Below are 17,686 nucleotides of genomic sequence, written 5' to 3'. Positions count from 1 at the left end.
ATACTCCCTTTACAATCGAATAGAAACATTTGGGGTGCTGTAAAGCTGAGATGATACCCATGGAACCTGATGCAGTTAGGACTGCCGCAGGGAAATGTCGAAGAAGTGAATCGTTCTGTAACGATGCTTGTTTGTGTTTTCATGGGCCCCACCAAATTTTGGTGATGGGTCCTTTTTTGAACATGAATAGGTGTTGGCGTGATTGGTAATGATTCGCGTTTTTAGCCCCCGTCTGTCTTTATTTGAGGAAAACGGGGGTTATTTTGATGGATAAATGGTCTTTGCGCGATGTGGTTTTGCTGGCGTTTTTAGCCTTCCTCTTCGGCGGTGTTTTCATGGGTGCCGATGCGATTTATGCCGTTGTAGCAGCTGCTTTGACACCGCTGGGTTATGCACCGTTTGCCAATGAATTGTTGTTTGGCATGTGGGTGATGGCGGCGCCGATGACGACGATGCTGTTGCGAAAAAAAGGCAGTTCAATTTTAGGCGAATGTTTCGCTGCTTTAGCGGAGATGCTTTACGGGTCGTACTTTGGGCCAGCAGTCTTGCTTTCTGGATTTGTTCAAGGTTTGGGCAGCGAGGCCGGCTTTATGGTGACACGTTATCGGCGTTATGACGTCGTGAGTCTTTTGTACGCAGCGATTGGGACCACGGTGTTCAGTTTTACCTACGAGTATTTCAAACTTGGATACGGCGCTTACAGTCTTGGCATGATTTTGGCGCTTGTGGTGGTTCGCTTGTTGTCAGTGATCTTTTTCGGCGTTGTGCTGGTCCAACTCGTTCTGAAACTTTATGAACAGGCGGCTGGTGCCAAGCACTTGGCTAGCAGGTAGCGGCAAATGAGTATTGTGTTAAAAGCGATACGGTTTCATCGCGAGACGGATTTGTTTACGGACTTGAATTTTGAATTTCCAACAGGAGCACTAACCGTTTTAACCGGTGATAGCGGCAGCGGGAAGTCGACTTTGCTCAGTTTGATCGCGGGATTTGCAGCGATGCCATACGAAGGCACGATTTTGCTGGATGGTCATGATGATCGGAACGCCGCGATGCAAGTCAAAGCACAGCATGTTGGCATGATGTTTCAAAACCCTGACCAACAGTTTACGATGCGAACCTTGAGCGGTGAGTTGTCTTTTGCCTTGGAAAATCTAAATTTGCCGGTTGCCGAAATTCAGCGGCGCTTTGCCCAGGCGGTTGCCCTTGGGGAGACTCAGGCATTGCTGAATCGTGACTTGAGTACCTTATCAGGTGGCGAAAAGCAGCGCGCGGCGTTAACGGTTTTGCTGGCGATGGATGCACCGATTTTGCTACTGGACGAGCCGTTTGCCAGCATTGATCCGGCAAGTCGCCATGTGCTAATTGGAAAATTAGGGACGTTACGTGATCATGGCAAAACAATTGTGATCGCAGAGCATGATCTGACAGATTATGCCGATGTGGCAGATCAACTGGTTGACTTGAAAAATGGCGAGCTAAGTCGGCTACCACTCGCAACGCTGACCACGCTACCGACGCATTTTAACCTCACGCAACCACGGCAGGCGACCAATAAAATCTTCCATCTGGAAAACGTTGTCTGCCAGCAAAATCACCATATCTTGCTTCAAGCACCGAGTTGGGATTTTAACGATGGCATCACCACCTTGACTGGGGCCAATGGGAGTGGCAAGTCCACCTTATTGCGATCAATGGTGCAGCTGCATCCCTATCAAGGCCGTATGTTCCTTGGTCAACAACGCTTACGTCGCCGGAAACGACTTTATCAAACCATGACGCTGGCCGTGCAAGACGCGGCAAAACAATTTGTGACGTTGACACTGGCAGATGAGCTAGCGTTTGGGCCGGCGTTACCGGCCACGGTGCGGGAAAAACAGCAAGCCGCATTAGCTTATCTTGGACTAGCAGAAAAGCAGACCACTAGTCTTTACCAGTTGAGTGAAGGCCAGAAAAAGATGGTTCAGTTGATGACGATGCTGAGCTTAGATTTGTCATTTTTACTACTAGATGAACCATTTAGCGGCTTGGATGATCGCGCCTGTCAGTACTTTGCCGCGTGGATTAAGGCTAAGTCGGCCACGCAAGCGTTTTTGATTGTGACGCACCGATTGGCACCGTTAGCTGGTATCAGCCAGCAACAGGTTTTGCTAGCCAATCAGCGGTTGCAGGTTGTGCAGGGGTGACGTGATGGCACAGAAGAAGACAGATGCACTCAACTTGAGCCTCTTGATTCTAGCCTTAACACTAGAGATTTCGTTTAGTCACGCGGTGAAGCTGAATGTCGCGTTGATCGTGTTAGCACTGGGATTTCTTGGGTGGCGGCGAGCCTTTAGAAGCTTGATCGTGTTACTGCTGCTGCCGTTGATCCCAGCCGCGAGCAGTTATTGGGCCATCACGCTTCATGCAACAGACACATCTTATGCGCTGTTACTGTTTGTCCGAACATACGCGTTTACGGCTTTGGGCTTGGTGTTTCTCACTGGTGTTGATTTGGAAGCGTTGTTGTTGTGGCTTGAGCAGCATAAACTATCGCCGAATTTTGTCTATGGATTATTAGTGGTCATCCATGCCCTGCCGCAAATCATGCGGGAAGTGGCTGATCTTCGGGAAGCGAGTCTGCTGCGCGGTCAGAAACTGCGTCCTTGGTCGCCGCTGATTTACGTCAAGGTCATCTTCGTTGCGATGGCTTGGCAGGATCAGTATGTGACCGCCATGTATGCGCATGGCTACACAGAAGGCGGTTCGCGAACGGTTCAACGGCAATTGATCAGTTCCCGCCGCGGTTTGTTGATGGCAGGCGCAGTGTTCGTGATGGTGAATCTTATTGGCCATTAACGTCATAAAAAACTTGATTCTAGTAAAAATACTGTTTTTAGGCTTTGAATATGGTCAAGATAGATAGAATTAAAGGAGCAAACGATGATGAAATTTTCTGAAAAAGCTCGGCAGCAAGTTGTTCCGTACTGGGAAGGCAGCTTCACTCACCCATTTATTACGGAGCTACAAGCTGGCACTCTTGATCCGGCGATTTTCCGCTTTTATCTGATTCAGGATGCTTATTATCTGCAACATTTTACACATTTATATACGCTGATTGCCGCACAGACGCAGGAGCCGGAATTGAAAGCTTATGCGCTGCAGTCGGCTGAAGGTTTGGCCCAAGGTGAAATTACGATACGCCACGATTTTTTCGCCGAATTGAACATCTCAACAACTGAGCTGGCGGCCACCACGATTGCGCCGACCACGTATCACTATGTTTCCCACATGTACCGACAATTGGTTGAAGGCACGCCGCATGTGGCGATTGCGGGGATGCTGCCATGTCCATGTTTGTATCAGGAGGTGGCACAGCAGTTGCAGCAACGAAAATCACCCGTGCCGATTTATCAGCGCTGGATTGACACTTATAGCGGTGCGGACAACGCGGACGATCAGCGAGCGGCGATTGCGTTGATTGATCGGTTGTACGACCAAAGCATGCCGACTGAGCAGCAACAAATGCTGGCTGCGTTTCGGATCAGCAGTCAAATGGAATACAGCTTTTGGGAGATGGCGTATCACTTAGAAGCGTGGCCGAAAGGAGCAAAGGTTGATGACACAAAGCAGGGTTAAGAAACTGGCAATATTAGCGATGATGATCGCCTTGGATGTGGTGCTTTCACCCTTATTTCGTATTGAAGGGATGGCACCTATGTCCAGCGTGGTCAATGTCGTGGCAGCTGCCATGATGGGACCGCTATATGCCACCATCATGGCCTTTGGTTGTGCTCTGATTCGCATGGCGTTATTGGGGATTCCACCGCTGGCATTGACCGGTGCAATATTCGGGGCGCTCTTAGCTGGCATCGGCTATCGTTTTGGCAAACACAATTGGTGGGCCGCCGCTGGGGAGATTCTTGGCACTGGCTTGATCGGATCCATACTGTCCTATCCCGTGATGGTTTGGTTCACCGGCAGCGCCCAATCGCTCTACTGGTTCGTTTACACCCCACGGTTTTTCGGTGGATCGATCTCAGGGTCGTTAATCGGCTTGTTTGTCCTATATGAACTTGATCACATTGGCATCACTAAACGCATTCAAAAAATTTTCTAGGAGGCTTTTTCCATGTCAAAAGCAATCACTGACGTTTTTTACACCGCGTTCAAAACCGCCCTGCCATTAACATCATCCCCACTGGTGCAATGCATTACCAACGAAATCACCGTCGAATCCATGGCTAATGCATTGCTTTACATTGATGCGAAGCCGGTCATGGCTGATGATCAGCGCGAGTTCCCGGAATTCTTTGCTCAAAGTGATGCGTTGCTGTTGAATCTTGGACACATTTCCGAAGTGCGCCAGCAGAATCTATTAGCCGCTGGCAAGTTTGCGCAGGCCACCAACCAGCCAACAGTGATTGATTTGGTCGGCGTTTCTGCCACCCAGTTGCGCTATGATTTAGGTCATCAATTGTTAGCCAATCATCCGAACGTGGTCAAAGGTAACATTTCTGAAATGCGCCGATTCGTTGATCTAAAAAGTACAGGCCGCGGCGTTGATGGAAGCCAGTTAGATCAAAGTGCGACCGCCTTGGGAGAACTAGCCGCGAGCTTGCAGCAGCTGACCCAAGCGTTTCCCACCACTACCTTCTTGGCAACCGGCAAGATTGATCTCGTTGTGAGTGCGAAGGGGACTTGGTATTTGAAAAATGGGGTGCCGCAACTGGATCGTTTCACCGGGACTGGTGACATTGTCGGTGCCTTGATTGCCGCGCTGTTGGGGACAGGTTTGGACAACGACGCAGCAGTCGTCGTGGCTGTGAGTTACTTCAACTGCTGTGGCGAAGTAGCATCTGCGCAGAATCGAACCGGCGGACTGGCGGCATTTCGCGAAGGTACCTTGAATCAACTTTCCTTACTGGCTGCCACCGCTGACTGGCTTCAAATGGTGAAAGGGGAAGCGTTATGAACGCAACAGATCTAAAACTGTACTTAGTCACCCATCGTTACGATGACAACGAAGCAACTTTTTTGGCTAAAATCGCGGCTGCTTGTGAAAATGGCGTCACGATGGTGCAATTACGCGAAAAGATGCTGAGCACTCGAGCCTATTTTGAATTGGCACAACGGGTTAAGCTCATCACTGACCGTTATCAGATTCCGCTGATTATTGATGATCGCGTCGACATTTGTTTAGCTGTAGATGCAGCTGGTGTGCATATCGGCGATGATGAGCTGCCTGTTGCGATGACCCGCCAGTTGATCGGTCCTGACAAGGTATTGGGCGTTTCCACAAAAACCGTCGAGACGGCGGTTGCCGCGGTTGCTGCTGGCGCTGATTACTTGGGGGTTGGCACCATTTTTCCGACGCAGACGAAGGCAGACGCGCCAGTGACCCCGATTGCGACATTAAAGGCGATCACTGCACAAGTTGCCGTGCCGGTCGTGGCTATTGGCGGCGTCAAAGAAGCCAATTTAGCGACGTTTAAAGATACCGGGATCGCCGGGGTTGCGATTGTGAGCGAAATCATGCAGGCGCCTGATATCGCTCACAAAGTTCAGGCTTTGCGCACAAAATTAAAGGCGGTGTTACCAAATGACCGTTAATCGCACACCGCAAGTCGTCACCATCGCTGGCTCCGATTCCGGTGGCGGGGCAGGATTGCAAGCGGATTTGAAAACTTTTCAGGCTCGACACGTCTTTGGGATGAGTATTGTGGTAGCACTGACGGCGCAGAATACGTATGGGGTCCAGGCCAGTCTGCCGATTCCGGGGGGCTTCATTGACGCCCAGTTTCAATCGTTAGCTGCTGACTTTAACATTCGCGCGGCCAAAACGGGGATGTTAGCGGATCGTGAGCATGTCGAAGCCGTTGTCCGCAATTTGCAACAGGTTGATTTTGGCCCGCTGATTGTCGATCCAGTGATGGTAGCCAAGGGCGGCGCGACGTTGCTTGCCTCGGAAGCTGTCGTCACCATCAAAGAACAGCTGCTCCCGTTGGCGGATGTGGTGACGCCAAATCTACCCGAAGCAGAAATTCTCGTGGGTAAAAAAATTGTGACCAATGCGGATATGGTTCGGGCGGCGCGTATGATTCAAACACTTGGCGTCAAGCATGTCATTATTAAAGGGGGCCATCGTCAGAATCACAAGGCCGAGGATCTGATTCTATTGGCTGACGGTACGTGTTATTGGCTCAGTGCGCCACGAATTGCCACTGCGAACACGCATGGAACCGGTGATACCTTCTCGGCATGTATCGCTGCAGAGTTAGCAAAAGGGCAGCCATTAAAAGCAGCTATCATGACAGCCAAAGCCTTTCTACAAGGCGCCATCAGCCAAGGCATTTCAGTCGGCCATGGTCATGGCCCGACAAATCACTGGGCAAAGTTGAGTGAAAAAGTGAGTTTGCGTCAAGGTTAAGAAGGGGTGCCGAAGATAGAAATGTCTTCGGCGTTTTTTGAAAAAGTCGATTTTTTCAATCATGTTGTTGTGAAACGTTGCCAATCCCTGCAAAATAACCACGCAAAGCCTGATCACTACTGATAGTTGTGTTGTGAAACACTATTTTTCTAGACCAGTTTCCGCTATACTGACATCAAGGAGGGCGCGATGCCTTTGATGGCGGATGAACGTGACGCTTCAATGGATGGTACCAATTCATGACCTGCCAAGTTGGCGGCCATTTTGGGGAACACGCCTAGTTACTAGCTAGTCATCAAGAGGCTATCAAACCAGCCTGCATCCCGATATGTGACCAGTACCGAGCTACAGGCGCTCTTAGTTTGTATTTGGAGGCTTTGAATTGTGCAAGAAGAAGAACTGACGCCCCGGCGGTATATGAGCTGGCCAGTCTTAAGCTTACTTGTTTTTATTACGGTCATTGGCTTTGAAAATATTTTTTATCCTTTTCAGAACCAAGGGCTTTCCGTTGTTGTTAACTGGGTCATCCTGTTAGTGATTTATATCGTGCCGTACGCCTTGATTTCGGCACAATTAGGGACGACTTTTACCCGGGCTGATGAAGGCGGTGGCTTGGCGACTTGGATGCGTCGCACGCTAGGGGACACTTGGGGATACTGGACAAGTTGGATTTATTGGGCTCAGACCCTGCCATATTTAGTCGATGTTTCCAACGCTGTCATCGTGGCGCTTTCCTGGATGATTCTGGGTGATAACAGTTTGGGTAAACGAATGTCGAATCTGACCTTTGGCCTGCTGACTTTTGCTATTATTCTTTTATTTATTGTGTTAGAGAACCTGTTCTCCCGATCACTTGAAGTCATGTCGCTAATTGGCGGTGCGGCGATGTTTTTGATGGCGGTTTTATTCGTTGTCTTGACGGCGGCCGGTTTGGCCAAAGGCATGCATTCGGCAACAAACTTTAGTTGGGCCGCGTTCAAGCCACATTTTTCGCTGCATTACTTTGCCACGACCGGACTCTTGATTTTTGCGACATCAGGGGCGGAACTTGGCGCCACTTATGTTGCTCAGTTGCGCAACCCGAAAAAAGAGTTTCCTAAAGCCATGTGGGCCCTGGCGCTCATGACCGGTTTTCTGGTGATTTTTGGATCGTTGGCATTAGGCGTTTGGTTCAATGCCAACCATCTGCCAGATGATCTCAAAATGAATGGCGCTTATTATGCCTTTTCCATGCTTGGTCAGGCGTGGGGATGGGGCAAAGTGCTGATGTATCTGTTTGCCATCACGCAATTGCTCTTCATGCTCGCCCAGCTAGCGGTGTTGATTGATGCTTCCAGCCGGGTATTGTCAGCCGACACCGCTATGCGGTTCATGCCTAAATGGTTGTTGCAGAAAAACAAGCAAGGTCGGCCAATCCATAGTTATATTTTTACCGCCTCACTTTGCCTGTTCTTGCTGTTGCTGTCAGGGACGCTGCCGAATATTAATGCCATCTTCAACTGGTTACTGAATTTGAATGGTATTGTATCGCCATACAAAACGGCGCTTGTCTTTGTAGCTTTCTTGGCATTGCGGGCGCAAGCAGACAAGTTCACTTCCGGCTATACCTTCATCAAAAGTAAGGCCGGTGCTTATCTAGTTGGCGGTTGGTGTTTTGTCTTCACATTTATCTGTGCGACGCTCGGTTTCTTACCACAGGAAGTTGTTTTCGGAACCAATGGCTGGACCCATCAACTGGTGATGAATATCATCTCCGTGATGGTACTCTTTGGTTTTGGCTTCATCATGCCGCTGTTAGCAAGGCGTGATGTTAAAAAAGAACGGCTCATGTAAGCCAATCTAAATGATGAGGCGTCACCACGATGTTGCGGGTGATGTTTCATCATTTTTGAATACGCATTCAAAATTTAACGACATTTTCGTAGTCAAAGGACAATAATGATGGCAATTTCGACGATTATCGGTCTATTGACGACGTTTAAAAAAGGAAGTGCCATCACTTTGATTTGTATTGTACATTCTTCTTGAACAGACTAGCACGCAATCTAAATGTCAAAGGGAGAATAATCCATGAACAAAGTGAATTGGCTTATGATAAATTTGCATATTGAAGGCATGAAGCAAGAACAGGGTCAGAATGATGTCTAATGAGTTGAGAAGTGATTGGAAAGATTTTGCCGCGACAGCAATATCGTTTTTGGTATCAGGGGCGTTTATGGTTTTCCTAATCATGCCAATTCCCGGTTTTCAAGAGGATTTGGTGTTGTCGGGCATTTTGGCTGCTATCATCTACATCATTGTCCTCATAGTCACATTGTTAGCGTTGAAAAAAGATGAAATGAAACGCTTTATCAGCTTCTTCAAAAGGCAGAAATCGGATATGTGACTAAGCAACCACCTTTCACGCTAAAAGGAAGGTGGTTGCTTTTTTTATTAAAAAAGTTCCACAAGCTTATACACCGTTTCACGAGTGACTCGGCTTCATTAAGAAAATCTGTTATACAACAGAAAAACGAAAGACCCAATACAGATGCGTCTCTCAACTAGCAGTTCCCGAATTTTGGCCTAAGTTTTATAAACACACTTTTTAGTATTTGATGAGGCAGTCTTTATACAGGATATGCCCTCTTTATGCTCATATTAGCCTATTTTGTTTCATGAGAAATGAATCTTAGCAGTTGACAGCGCTTCCAAAATCAGGTTAAGCTGATCTTGCAAGATTAAGTAAAACGTTTTACCTAGCAAATGATTTAGGTCGTGGACAGCATGAAAAAGAAGATTTCGATTACTGATGTGGCAAAGGAAACTGGTTTGTCAGTCACAACCGTTTCACAAATTTTAAATGGTAAAGGGGAACGGTTTAGCGAAAAATCGCGAAAACGGGTGCTTGCTGCCAAGAAGGCGTTGGGTTATGAACCGGATTTCTTTGCCCGTGGGCTGGTTGGTAAGCGTGGCAACTCAATTGGTGTTGTGATACCCGATATCATGAATCCCTTCTTCGCGAGTTTTGTGGTCAGTGTCGAAAAGGCAGCCATTCCACAGGGACTCTTTCCACAAATCTTTTCAATTAATGGTTTCCATGAGAATGTTGATTATTTTATTCGTCAGTTTTTAGGTGGTACTCAGCGTGGCTTGATTTTGGCGGCGCCAGAAGCATCACAGGAGATCGTTCAAAAAGTGGAAGATCAGCTCCATCTGCCAATGGTCTTTATGGATCAGGCTACCACGCTGACATCTGGCGACAGCATTCGTATTGATGATTTTCATGCAGGTTTTCTTGTCGCTGATCATCTCATTAAACGTGGTCACCGCCGGATTGCGCTAGTATTGCCAGAGCCGTTGACCTTTAATCTGCGGGATCGTCTCGCTGGTTATCAACATGCGTTCGATTCACATAATGTTGCACTTGATCCGCAGTTAATCTTCCGCGCAACATTTGATCCGGAAGGCGGGCGCCAGGCTGTCGACCAGATAGTCAAAACTGATGCTACTGCTATTATTGCGATCAATGATGATGTCGCAAGCGGTGTTTACCGCGGGCTGTATGAGCATCATAAACGGATTCCAGAGGACTACGCGGTGGTGGGCTTCGATGATGTCTCACAGGCGCGATTTATGACGCCCGGGTTAACCACGATTGCGCAACCGATTGACGAACTTGGCCAACGCGCGATCGACATGTTGCTGGCCCAGATGGCTGGTGACCATCAAGATCGCAACGTGATTGAACTGCCAGTGAAGTTGATTGAGCGCGGATCGACAAAACGGATTTAAAACATAACGTGCATCTTAAAAAAATAGGGTGCAGATGCCGAATAAGAGGAGGCGTTTTGATTGAAAAAAGGAACGGTTATTAACACACAACTGTCACAAGTCATTGCCGATATGGGGCACTTTGATCTACTGGGAATCGGGGACGCTGGGATGCCGGTGCCTGAGGATACTTGGAAAATTGATCTAGCTGTCTCGAAAAATCTGCCGAGTTTTATCGATGTTCTGAAGAATGTTTTGTCAGAGTTACAAGTCCAAAAGGTTTATCTGGCAGAAGAAATCAAAACTGAAAATCCGGAACAACTCAAGCAAATTCAAGAACTGATTGATGTGCCGATCGCGTTTATGCCACATGATCAAATGAAACAAGACCTCAGCAAAACCAAAGCCTTCGTCCGCACTGGCGAAATGACACCTTATTCGAATATCTTGTTGGAAAGTGGTGTTACGTTCTGAAATAGAGTGTGAGCCAGGCGAACGCGTTTAGAAAAAGCAAGCACCAGCATGTACTTGGGGGAATCACAATGAAGATCGAAATGAAGAAGATCACCAAGAGTTTTGGCGCCAATCGGGTCCTTGAAGGCGTTGATTTCACCGTTGAGTCAGGTGAAGTTCATGCGTTGATGGGCGAAAATGGGGCCGGAAAATCGACCTTGATGAATATTCTGACTGGTTTGTATCAAGCAAACAGTGGCGAGATTCTGGTGGATGGTCAGCCAACCACGTATTCAGGGCCGATGGAAGCCGAACAGCATGGCATCAGTTTTATTCATCAGGAAATGAATAATTTTCTAGAGATGTCCGTGGTCGACAACATGTTTTTGAATAAGGAACTGCGCACCAAGTTTGGCTTAATGGACAATAAGGCAATGCGCGAACAGGCGGCACATTATCTTAGTCTGCTCGGCGCCAAACTTGATGTTGAACAACCAATCGGCAACTTGAGTGTTGGGCGTCAGCAAATGGTTGAAATCGCCAAGTCACTCATGACCGATGCCAAAATTATCATCATGGATGAACCGACTGCAGCCTTGACCGAAACGGAAATTGACCAGCTTTTCGGGGTGGTGCGGCGGCTCAAGGAAAAAGGTGTGGGCTTTATCTATATCTCACACCGGATGGAAGAAATTTTTGAAATTGCTGACAAAGTTACCGTGATGCGTGATGGTCTGTCAATCACCGAATACGCCACCAAAGATGTCACCATGAAACAACTAGTCAAGGACATGGTTGGTCGCGAGATTGACGATTTTTATCCGGATCGTACGCCTGATCACGGGCCAGTGGCGATGGAAGTCAAAGGCTTGACCGAAAATGGCGTGTTCAAGGATGTCAGCTTTACGGTGCATCAAGGTGAAATTCTTGGTTTTTCAGGATTGATGGGCGCGGGTCGAACGGAGATCATGCGGGCAATTTTCGGCATTGATAAATACCAGTCTGGTGAAATTTTATTAGATGGCAAGCCGGTCAAAATTCGCGATCCGCAAGATGCTATTCGCCATAACATCGGCTTTTTAACCGAAAATCGGAAAGATGAAGGGCTTATTCTAGAAGATTCGTTGCATGACAATATCGTTTTGCCTTCAATTGATGGCTTCGTCAAACATGGCTTAGTGGATGATAAGGCAACAGATGAATTTGTTCGGATGTTAATGAAAAGGCTTACAGTTAAGGCGATGGGACCGGATGTCTCCGCAGGCAGTCTTAGCGGCGGCAATCAGCAAAAAGTCGTTTTGGCTAAATGGATCGGTTCCGGCTCAAAAGTGTTGATTCTCGATGAACCAACGCGTGGTGTGGATGTCGGGGCAAAACGCGAAATTTATGACTTGATGAATGAACTAACCGATCGGCACGTGGCGATCATCATGATCTCCAGCGACTTGCCGGAAGTATTGGGCATGAGTGATCGCATTGCTGTTGTGTATGAAGGCAAAATCATTGGCATTTTAGATGGAAAAACCGCGACGCAAGAGTCGATCATGACACTGGCAACAGGGGGAGTGGAAGAGCATGCAGGAGCAATCTAAAGCAAAAACAAGTAGCAAAATTGATGTGAAGAAAATTTTTAGTCGGTTAGGACCGTTATTGGCACTGGTGGTACTGGTCATTCTTGTGACGATCATGAGTCCTACCTTTGTATCGCCGGCTAACCTTTTAAACCTGTTACGGCAAGTCTCGATTAACGCAGTGATTGCTTTCGGGATGACCTTCGTGATTTTGACCGGCGGCATTGACTTGTCTGTCGGTTCAATCTTGGCTTTATCAGGGGCAGTCACAGCATCCATGCTTGCCAGCGGTTTTGCGGCCCCGCTTGCGTTACTGGCAGGCCTCGTCCTCGGCGCCATTTTCGGCTTGCTGAATGGTATCTTGATCGCTTATGGGAAAGCCGCGCCATTTATTGCGACCTTGGCGACCATGACCATTTTCCGTGGGGCCACGTACGTGTTCACCAACGGGAATCCCATCACTGGCGCTAAAATGAACAGCAGTTTCTTATTCCAGTTCATGGGCCGCGGATATCTGTTGGGCATTCCATTCCCGATTATCATCATGCTCGTGGCTTACGGTGTGCTGTTCGTCCTGCTACACAAGACCTCTTTTGGTCGGAAAACCTATGCCTTGGGTGGCAATGAAACGGCTGCCCGGATCGCTGGGGTACGCACCAAAATGGTCACCATGCTGATTTACACGATTTCTGGGTTAATGGCTGCTATTGCCGGTATCATCCTGACATCACGGTTAAGCTCCGCGCAACCAGATGCCGGGACATCCTACGAAATGGATGCCATCGCCGCTGTCGTCCTTGGCGGCACATCGCTGGCCGGAGGCAAAGGCCGCATTTTCGGCACGCTGATTGGTGCGTTGATCATCGGCACACTGAACAACGGGATGAACTTACTGGGCATTTCTAGTTTCTACCAGCAGATTGTCAAAGGGATCGTGATCTTGATTGCGGTTCTGCTCGATCGCCGGTCTTCTAATAATGGGTAACAAAACGTGAGCGCGTGCTCGCGGCAAAAGACAAAACTCTAGGGGGAGAAATTGACATGAAACAATCACTCAAACGCTTTTTAATGGTCGCTGTTGTTGCGACGGCAGCTTTATTCACCTTAACCGCATGCGGCGGCACAGGACTCAGCTCCAAATCGGACAGCAACACAAAAGTGACCAAGAAAGCGCCCAAAGATCTGAAAGTTGGCGTCTCACTTTCAACGCTGTCCAATCCATTCTTCGTTTCTGTTCGTAATGGGATCCAAGATTTAGCCAAAAAGAATAAAACCAATGTTCAAGTTTCCGATGCTCAAAATGATACCGCTAAGCAAAACAGTAACATTGAAGATTTAATTCAAAAGAAGGTTGATGTACTGATCATCAACCCAGTTGACTCAAGTGCGATTACACCAGCCGTTAAAGATGCCAATGATGCCGGCATCCCGGTGATCACCGTTGACCGGTCGAGTGACGGCGGTAAAGTGTTGACCTTAGTCGCTTCTAACTCCACAAAAGGTGGTCAAATGGCGGCTAAGTATATGATCGAAAAACTTGGTAAAGACGCTAAAATTGCTGAATTGCAAGGCATCCCAGGTGCATCCGCAACCCGTGAACGTGGTAAAGGGTTCGATGGCGCCGCTAAAGGCAAACTCGATATCGTGTCCAAGCAAACAGCCGGCTTTGACCGCGCTAAAGGGCTGACCGTTACCGAAAATATTTTGCAAGGTAATGGTGACATTGTCGGTATCTTCTCGCAAAATGATGAAATGGCATTAGGGGCGGTTCAAGCAGTCAAAGCCGCTGGTAAAAAGATCACCATTGTCGGGTTCGATGGCGAAGCGGACGGGATTAAAGCCGTTAAGGCCGGCGACATGGCTGCAACGGTTGCCCAGAAGCCAGAAGAAATGGGTCAATTGGCTTTACAAGCAGCCTATGATCATTTCGACGGTAAAACGGTGAAGAAGAACGTTGAATCACCATTGTCACTTGTGACAACCGAGGATGCGAACAAGTAAGCTTCATGCTACGCTTAAAATTAACCGGCACTTTGGTAGTTAAGTTAGAAAAAGGGGCCGACTTATCGGCCCTTTTTAATTAGAGCGTGAGCAGGCCGTTTTCTGGACGAGCGAGCGCGTTTCAATTGGAGGAAATCTTATGCCTAATCATGTTGTTGTCATCGGCAGCATCAATGTCGATAGCATCTTGCACATTCAACGGTTGCCACAACCGGGAGAAACGATCAAAATGGACACCTTTTCGCAAGCGGCTGGCGGTAAAGGGGCGAATCAAGCAGTTGCGGCTGCGCGTTCGGGAGCCAAAACCAGTTTTATTGGCCGAGTTGGTGACGATGCCAACGCTGCCTTCATGCGCGGTGAACTTGTCAAGAACCAAATCGACACTCAATATGTGGCGACAACGGTTGGCACGCAAACCGGTCAGGCTTACATTTTGCTGCAAGCCTCTGGCCAAAATTCCATTATCATCCAGCATGGCGCTAATTTTGAGGTGACACCAGCAGATGTGCAACGAGCAGCCGACTTGATTCAGTCTGCCGACTTTGTAGTCGCGGAATTTGAAACACCGGTGGATGCGACGGCAGAGGCCTTCAAAATTGCCAAAGCTGCTGGGAAGATGACCATCTTAAACCCAGCGCCGGCACAGAAGGATTTGCCAGCAGCCTTGCTGAAAAATGTGGATCTCATCGCACCGAACGAAACCGAAAGCGAGCTGATCACCGGCATTCCGGTGGTAGATGAAGACAGCATGCGGGCTTCGGCAGCTTATTATCATGAATTAGGCATTCGCGGGGTGATCATCACTTTAGGATCAAAAGGCTCCTTCATCTCGCTGGATGGCGAAGCAACCATCGTGCCAGCCTTTAAAGTCAAGGCTGTCGATACCACCGCGGCCGGCGACACTTTCATTGGCGCCTTGGCCAGCGTCTTGCAGACAGACCTCAAGAACATTGTCACCGCTGCGACATACGCCAGCATGGCGAGCTCCTTCACGGTCCAAAAACTCGGCGCTTTCCCGTCCATTCCGATGGGGGATGAGGTGCGGGCGGCGTTAGCGAAAATCAAGTGAGGTTATAACGAGTAAATCACTGGATCAAAACCTACCTTAATCAAAACAAGAAAGCTGGCAGTCGTGCTTACCTCACACGATTGCCAGCTTTCTTGTTTTAGTTGAACTGAGAGTTGATCTATCGCGCCCTGATTATACGTTTGGTAGATCGTGGCGCTTGGCTTTACCAGCCGTAATTTGCCCGTCCCCACGGCGAATTCGGGCCATCGGTTCTGGGTTATTAAGCAAATACATCGTTTCTTCGTTAGCGTCAAAATCGCGTTTGCTCATCACCACAACATTGTCGTCTGGATTCTTGAAAGTGACGACTAATGGGATGGCATCTTCATTGACTTATTTCAGGTGGTCTTTAAGATGCTGCTTGAAATGATGGTAGCTCATTGCATCCATGGGGGTCATCCTTACTGTTATTCAAACCTAATAAAGACTAGCAACATAAGGCTTCATCGCTGTCACCACATCGTCGCTGCCGGTACCTTCAATCAAAGCTACCGTGAGATAGGTGTTCTTATCGGCATCCATGGCGACTAAAAAGCCATTTTCTTTGCCGTCAGTGTCTTGCTTTTGCTTGAGTTCGGCCGTGCCGGTTTTAGCAGCGATGGTGTGGCCGTCAATTGCGAGATTGTGGGCGGTGCCGGCTTGATCAGAAACCACGTGGGTTAGCGCCGTTTTAACCGTATTAGCTGCGTTGGCCTGCAAGACACTGTTGGTTCGTTTGCCTTTCGTGCCTTGAATGAGGGTCGGTTGCTGCATGGTGCCGCCATTGGCAATCGTGCTGTACATCGCGGCTTGTTCAATTGGCGACAAGAGGAGTTGCCCTTGACCATAGGCGGTATCGGCCAAAAGGGTTTCGGAAGCGAGCTTACCAGAGTTTGAAATCTGGGCTTTTTTCATGGTCAGCGGTAAGTCGGCCTGGGTTTTGAAAAGCGGTGCGAGGCCTTTGAGGTAAGCGGAGGCGCCCATTTTCAGTGCTACTTGGGCGAACCAGATGTTATCGGAATTGACCAAAGCCTGCGTCATGTTTTCAGAGGCGGCATCGACTGTGCGTGTTACCTTGTAGTCACCCCAGGAGCTGTCTTTTTGCCACTTGAGACCGGAGATGGACTTGGTGGTGTCCGGGGTGATCGTCTTATTCTGAAGGGCAATCGCTGCCGTCAGCATCTTAAATGTTGAACCGGGCGCATAGCGTTGCGCGAAACGGCTGAGGAATGGTAACGAGGTGTTGTTGGCATACTTATCATAGTCTGTCTGGCTGATCCCGTTGACAAAGGCGTTTGGATCATAACTTGGCGAGCTTGCTAAAGTCAGTAGTTCGCCATTGGTCGGATTCATCGTCACAACACTACCAGCCTTGCCAGCAAGTTGGGTGTAGGCCGTCTTTTGCTGGTTGGCATCAATGGTTAGCTTCAGGCTTTTACCATTAACGGCCTTTTTAGTTAAAAGCGGGTGAATGTTGTCGCCGTTTTGAATTGAAATCTGACCACCGTCTGTGCCGCGCAGTTGTTTGTCGTAAATTTGTTCCAACCCAGTTTTGCCAATTTTGCTATTAGCTGTTAGCGTCGGATCTTTGCGAATGTCATCAGCCGTCGCGGTACCGACGTAGCCAATGAGCTGGGCCGCGGCTTCGCCAAGGGGATAGGTGCGCGAGCCGATCGTCTGATAGGCCGCGCCTGTCATGACTGGTGAATCAGTGACGATTTTGACAGGCACGAAGGTATCATCTGTGACCCAAGATTGCTTTAACAAGGTTTCAAGACTAGTGACCTTGACGTCCCACGCGGCAGCAATTTTCTCTAAGTTGGCTGTGCGATCGGCACCGGTTCCGAGCTTACCGGGAACCAGCCCAGCTTGGGTCACATCGCCATTTTTTGCCAGCAACTGGTTATTGCGGTCATAAATCTGGCCACGGGTGGCCGCAATCAGGTCAATCTGCACCGTGTCTTTGCCATCCATTGACGGGAAAAGCAGACGTGGCGACCACTGTATTCGCCAGTTATCGCCGACTTTAACAATCGGCGCTTCGTAGTGTTGCGCACTCAGCTTGCCGATTTTGGTGTTCATGTTGGCTGTAAACGTCAGCTCGTAGGTTTTGCTGTCGTACTTCTTGGTTTTCACGTTAGTAATCTTGATATCACTGGCGCCAACCCGATCAAAAACTGCCTGATTGCGCGCCGCCAAAGTTTTGGCCGTATAATGCCAACCAGGTCCAGTCAAGTGGCTGGTATCAACTTGTTTAACTGCTTTGTCATATTGGCGCTTAGCAAACGCCTGCGTATAAGTTTGCGCAGTGGCCTGAACCGCGTCAGCTTCGGTTTTGCCTTGATACCAATGATAAAGGCCAAATCCGCCAGCAATGATCACAATCGCCGCGGCCACACCGCCAATAATGGTGAGGGTCGATTTCTTCATGATAGTTTCCCCATTTCCTGATTT

General features: G+C 48.6%; 17 protein-coding genes, 1 pseudogene and 1 riboswitch. Of the genes and pseudogenes, 16 read left to right on the top strand and 2 right to left on the bottom strand.

The window, feature by feature from the left end; genetic code table 11:
• The first annotated feature begins 20 nt into the window (after positions 1–20).
• A riboswitch (TPP riboswitch) is annotated at positions 21–110 on the top strand.
• A 156-nt stretch (positions 111–266) separates the two neighbouring features.
• From ACWPAB_RS04480 to rbsK, 16 genes are all read left to right on the top strand, one after another.
• Entirely contained in the window at positions 267–833 is a 567-nt protein-coding gene (locus ACWPAB_RS04480) for an ECF transporter S component (protein WP_003577536.1), read from the top strand.
• Between the two features lie 6 nt (positions 834–839).
• Positions 840–2,183 carry an ABC transporter ATP-binding protein gene (locus ACWPAB_RS04475; RefSeq protein ID WP_003577538.1) on the top strand — a complete coding sequence of 448 codons (1,344 nt, stop codon included), beginning with the start codon at positions 840–842 and terminating at the stop codon, positions 2,181–2,183.
• Positions 2,184–2,187: 4 nt separating this feature from the next.
• The gene (locus ACWPAB_RS04470) at positions 2,188–2,835 is read left to right on the top strand and encodes an energy-coupling factor transporter transmembrane component T (protein ID WP_003577541.1); all 648 of its coding nucleotides are present in this window, start codon (positions 2,188–2,190) and stop codon (positions 2,833–2,835) included.
• An 87-nt stretch (positions 2,836–2,922) separates the two neighbouring features.
• Positions 2,923–3,615 carry a thiaminase II gene (tenA, locus tag ACWPAB_RS04465; protein WP_003577544.1) on the top strand — a complete coding sequence of 231 codons (693 nt, stop codon included), beginning with the start codon at positions 2,923–2,925 and terminating at the stop codon, positions 3,613–3,615.
• Positions 3,596–4,096 (top strand): energy coupling factor transporter S component ThiW, encoded by a 501-nt coding sequence (gene thiW / locus ACWPAB_RS04460; protein ID WP_003577547.1) that lies wholly within the window; start codon positions 3,596–3,598, stop codon positions 4,094–4,096. Before tenA ends, thiW begins: the two co-directional genes overlap by 20 nt.
• A gap of 12 nt (positions 4,097–4,108) precedes the next feature.
• Positions 4,109–4,951, top strand: coding sequence for a hydroxyethylthiazole kinase (locus ACWPAB_RS04455; protein ID WP_003577548.1), 843 nt, complete (start codon positions 4,109–4,111; stop codon positions 4,949–4,951).
• Positions 4,948–5,589 carry a thiamine phosphate synthase gene (thiE, locus tag ACWPAB_RS04450; RefSeq protein ID WP_003577550.1) on the top strand — a complete coding sequence of 214 codons (642 nt, stop codon included), beginning with the start codon at positions 4,948–4,950 and terminating at the stop codon, positions 5,587–5,589. The genes ACWPAB_RS04455 and thiE overlap by 4 nt, the downstream gene beginning before the upstream one ends.
• Positions 5,579–6,406, top strand: a complete 828-nt coding sequence (gene thiD, locus ACWPAB_RS04445; RefSeq protein WP_003577552.1) for a bifunctional hydroxymethylpyrimidine kinase/phosphomethylpyrimidine kinase — start codon at positions 5,579–5,581, stop codon at positions 6,404–6,406. The genes thiE and thiD overlap by 11 nt, the downstream gene beginning before the upstream one ends.
• A gap of 384 nt (positions 6,407–6,790) precedes the next feature.
• The gene (locus ACWPAB_RS04440; protein WP_003586619.1) at positions 6,791–8,239 is read left to right on the top strand and encodes an APC family permease; all 1,449 of its coding nucleotides are present in this window, start codon (positions 6,791–6,793) and stop codon (positions 8,237–8,239) included.
• A gap of 307 nt (positions 8,240–8,546) precedes the next feature.
• On the top strand, positions 8,547–8,792 hold the full coding sequence (locus tag ACWPAB_RS04435; protein ID WP_003577556.1) for a hypothetical protein: 246 nt from the start codon (positions 8,547–8,549) through the stop codon (positions 8,790–8,792).
• Positions 8,793–9,172: 380 nt separating this feature from the next.
• A complete protein-coding gene (rbsR, locus tag ACWPAB_RS04430; RefSeq protein ID WP_003568895.1) occupies positions 9,173–10,180 on the top strand; it encodes a ribose utilization transcriptional repressor RbsR in 1,008 nt (335 codons plus the stop codon).
• A gap of 60 nt (positions 10,181–10,240) precedes the next feature.
• Entirely contained in the window at positions 10,241–10,633 is a 393-nt protein-coding gene (gene rbsD, locus ACWPAB_RS04425) for a D-ribose pyranase (protein ID WP_003577558.1), read from the top strand.
• Between the two features lie 68 nt (positions 10,634–10,701).
• A complete protein-coding gene (locus ACWPAB_RS04420) occupies positions 10,702–12,204 on the top strand; it encodes a sugar ABC transporter ATP-binding protein (protein ID WP_003577560.1) in 1,503 nt (500 codons plus the stop codon).
• Positions 12,188–13,168, top strand: a complete 981-nt coding sequence (locus ACWPAB_RS04415) for an ABC transporter permease subunit (protein WP_003577562.1) — start codon at positions 12,188–12,190, stop codon at positions 13,166–13,168. The genes ACWPAB_RS04420 and ACWPAB_RS04415 overlap by 17 nt, the downstream gene beginning before the upstream one ends.
• A 56-nt stretch (positions 13,169–13,224) precedes the next feature.
• Complete coding sequence (locus tag ACWPAB_RS04410; RefSeq protein ID WP_003577564.1) at positions 13,225–14,184, top strand: D-ribose ABC transporter substrate-binding protein; 960 nt, start codon at positions 13,225–13,227, stop codon at positions 14,182–14,184.
• Positions 14,185–14,323: 139 nt separating this feature from the next.
• Positions 14,324–15,253, top strand: coding sequence for a ribokinase (gene rbsK, locus ACWPAB_RS04405; protein ID WP_003563212.1), 930 nt, complete (start codon positions 14,324–14,326; stop codon positions 15,251–15,253).
• A 132-nt stretch (positions 15,254–15,385) separates the two neighbouring features.
• Here the strand turns inward: rbsK and ACWPAB_RS04400 are convergent.
• Positions 15,386–15,643 (bottom strand): annotated as a pseudogene (locus ACWPAB_RS04400) (type II toxin-antitoxin system Phd/YefM family antitoxin).
• A 27-nt stretch (positions 15,644–15,670) separates the two neighbouring features.
• Positions 15,671–17,662 (bottom strand): penicillin-binding protein PBP4(5), encoded by a 1,992-nt coding sequence (gene pbp4 / locus ACWPAB_RS04395; RefSeq protein ID WP_003577567.1) that lies wholly within the window; start codon positions 17,660–17,662, stop codon positions 15,671–15,673.
• Positions 17,663–17,686 lie beyond the last annotated feature (24 nt).

This window comes from Lacticaseibacillus sp. 30 (assembly GCF_053819265.1).
The sequence above is the reverse complement of the archived record's forward strand: the minus strand, read 5'-3'. Positions and strand labels throughout refer to the sequence as shown.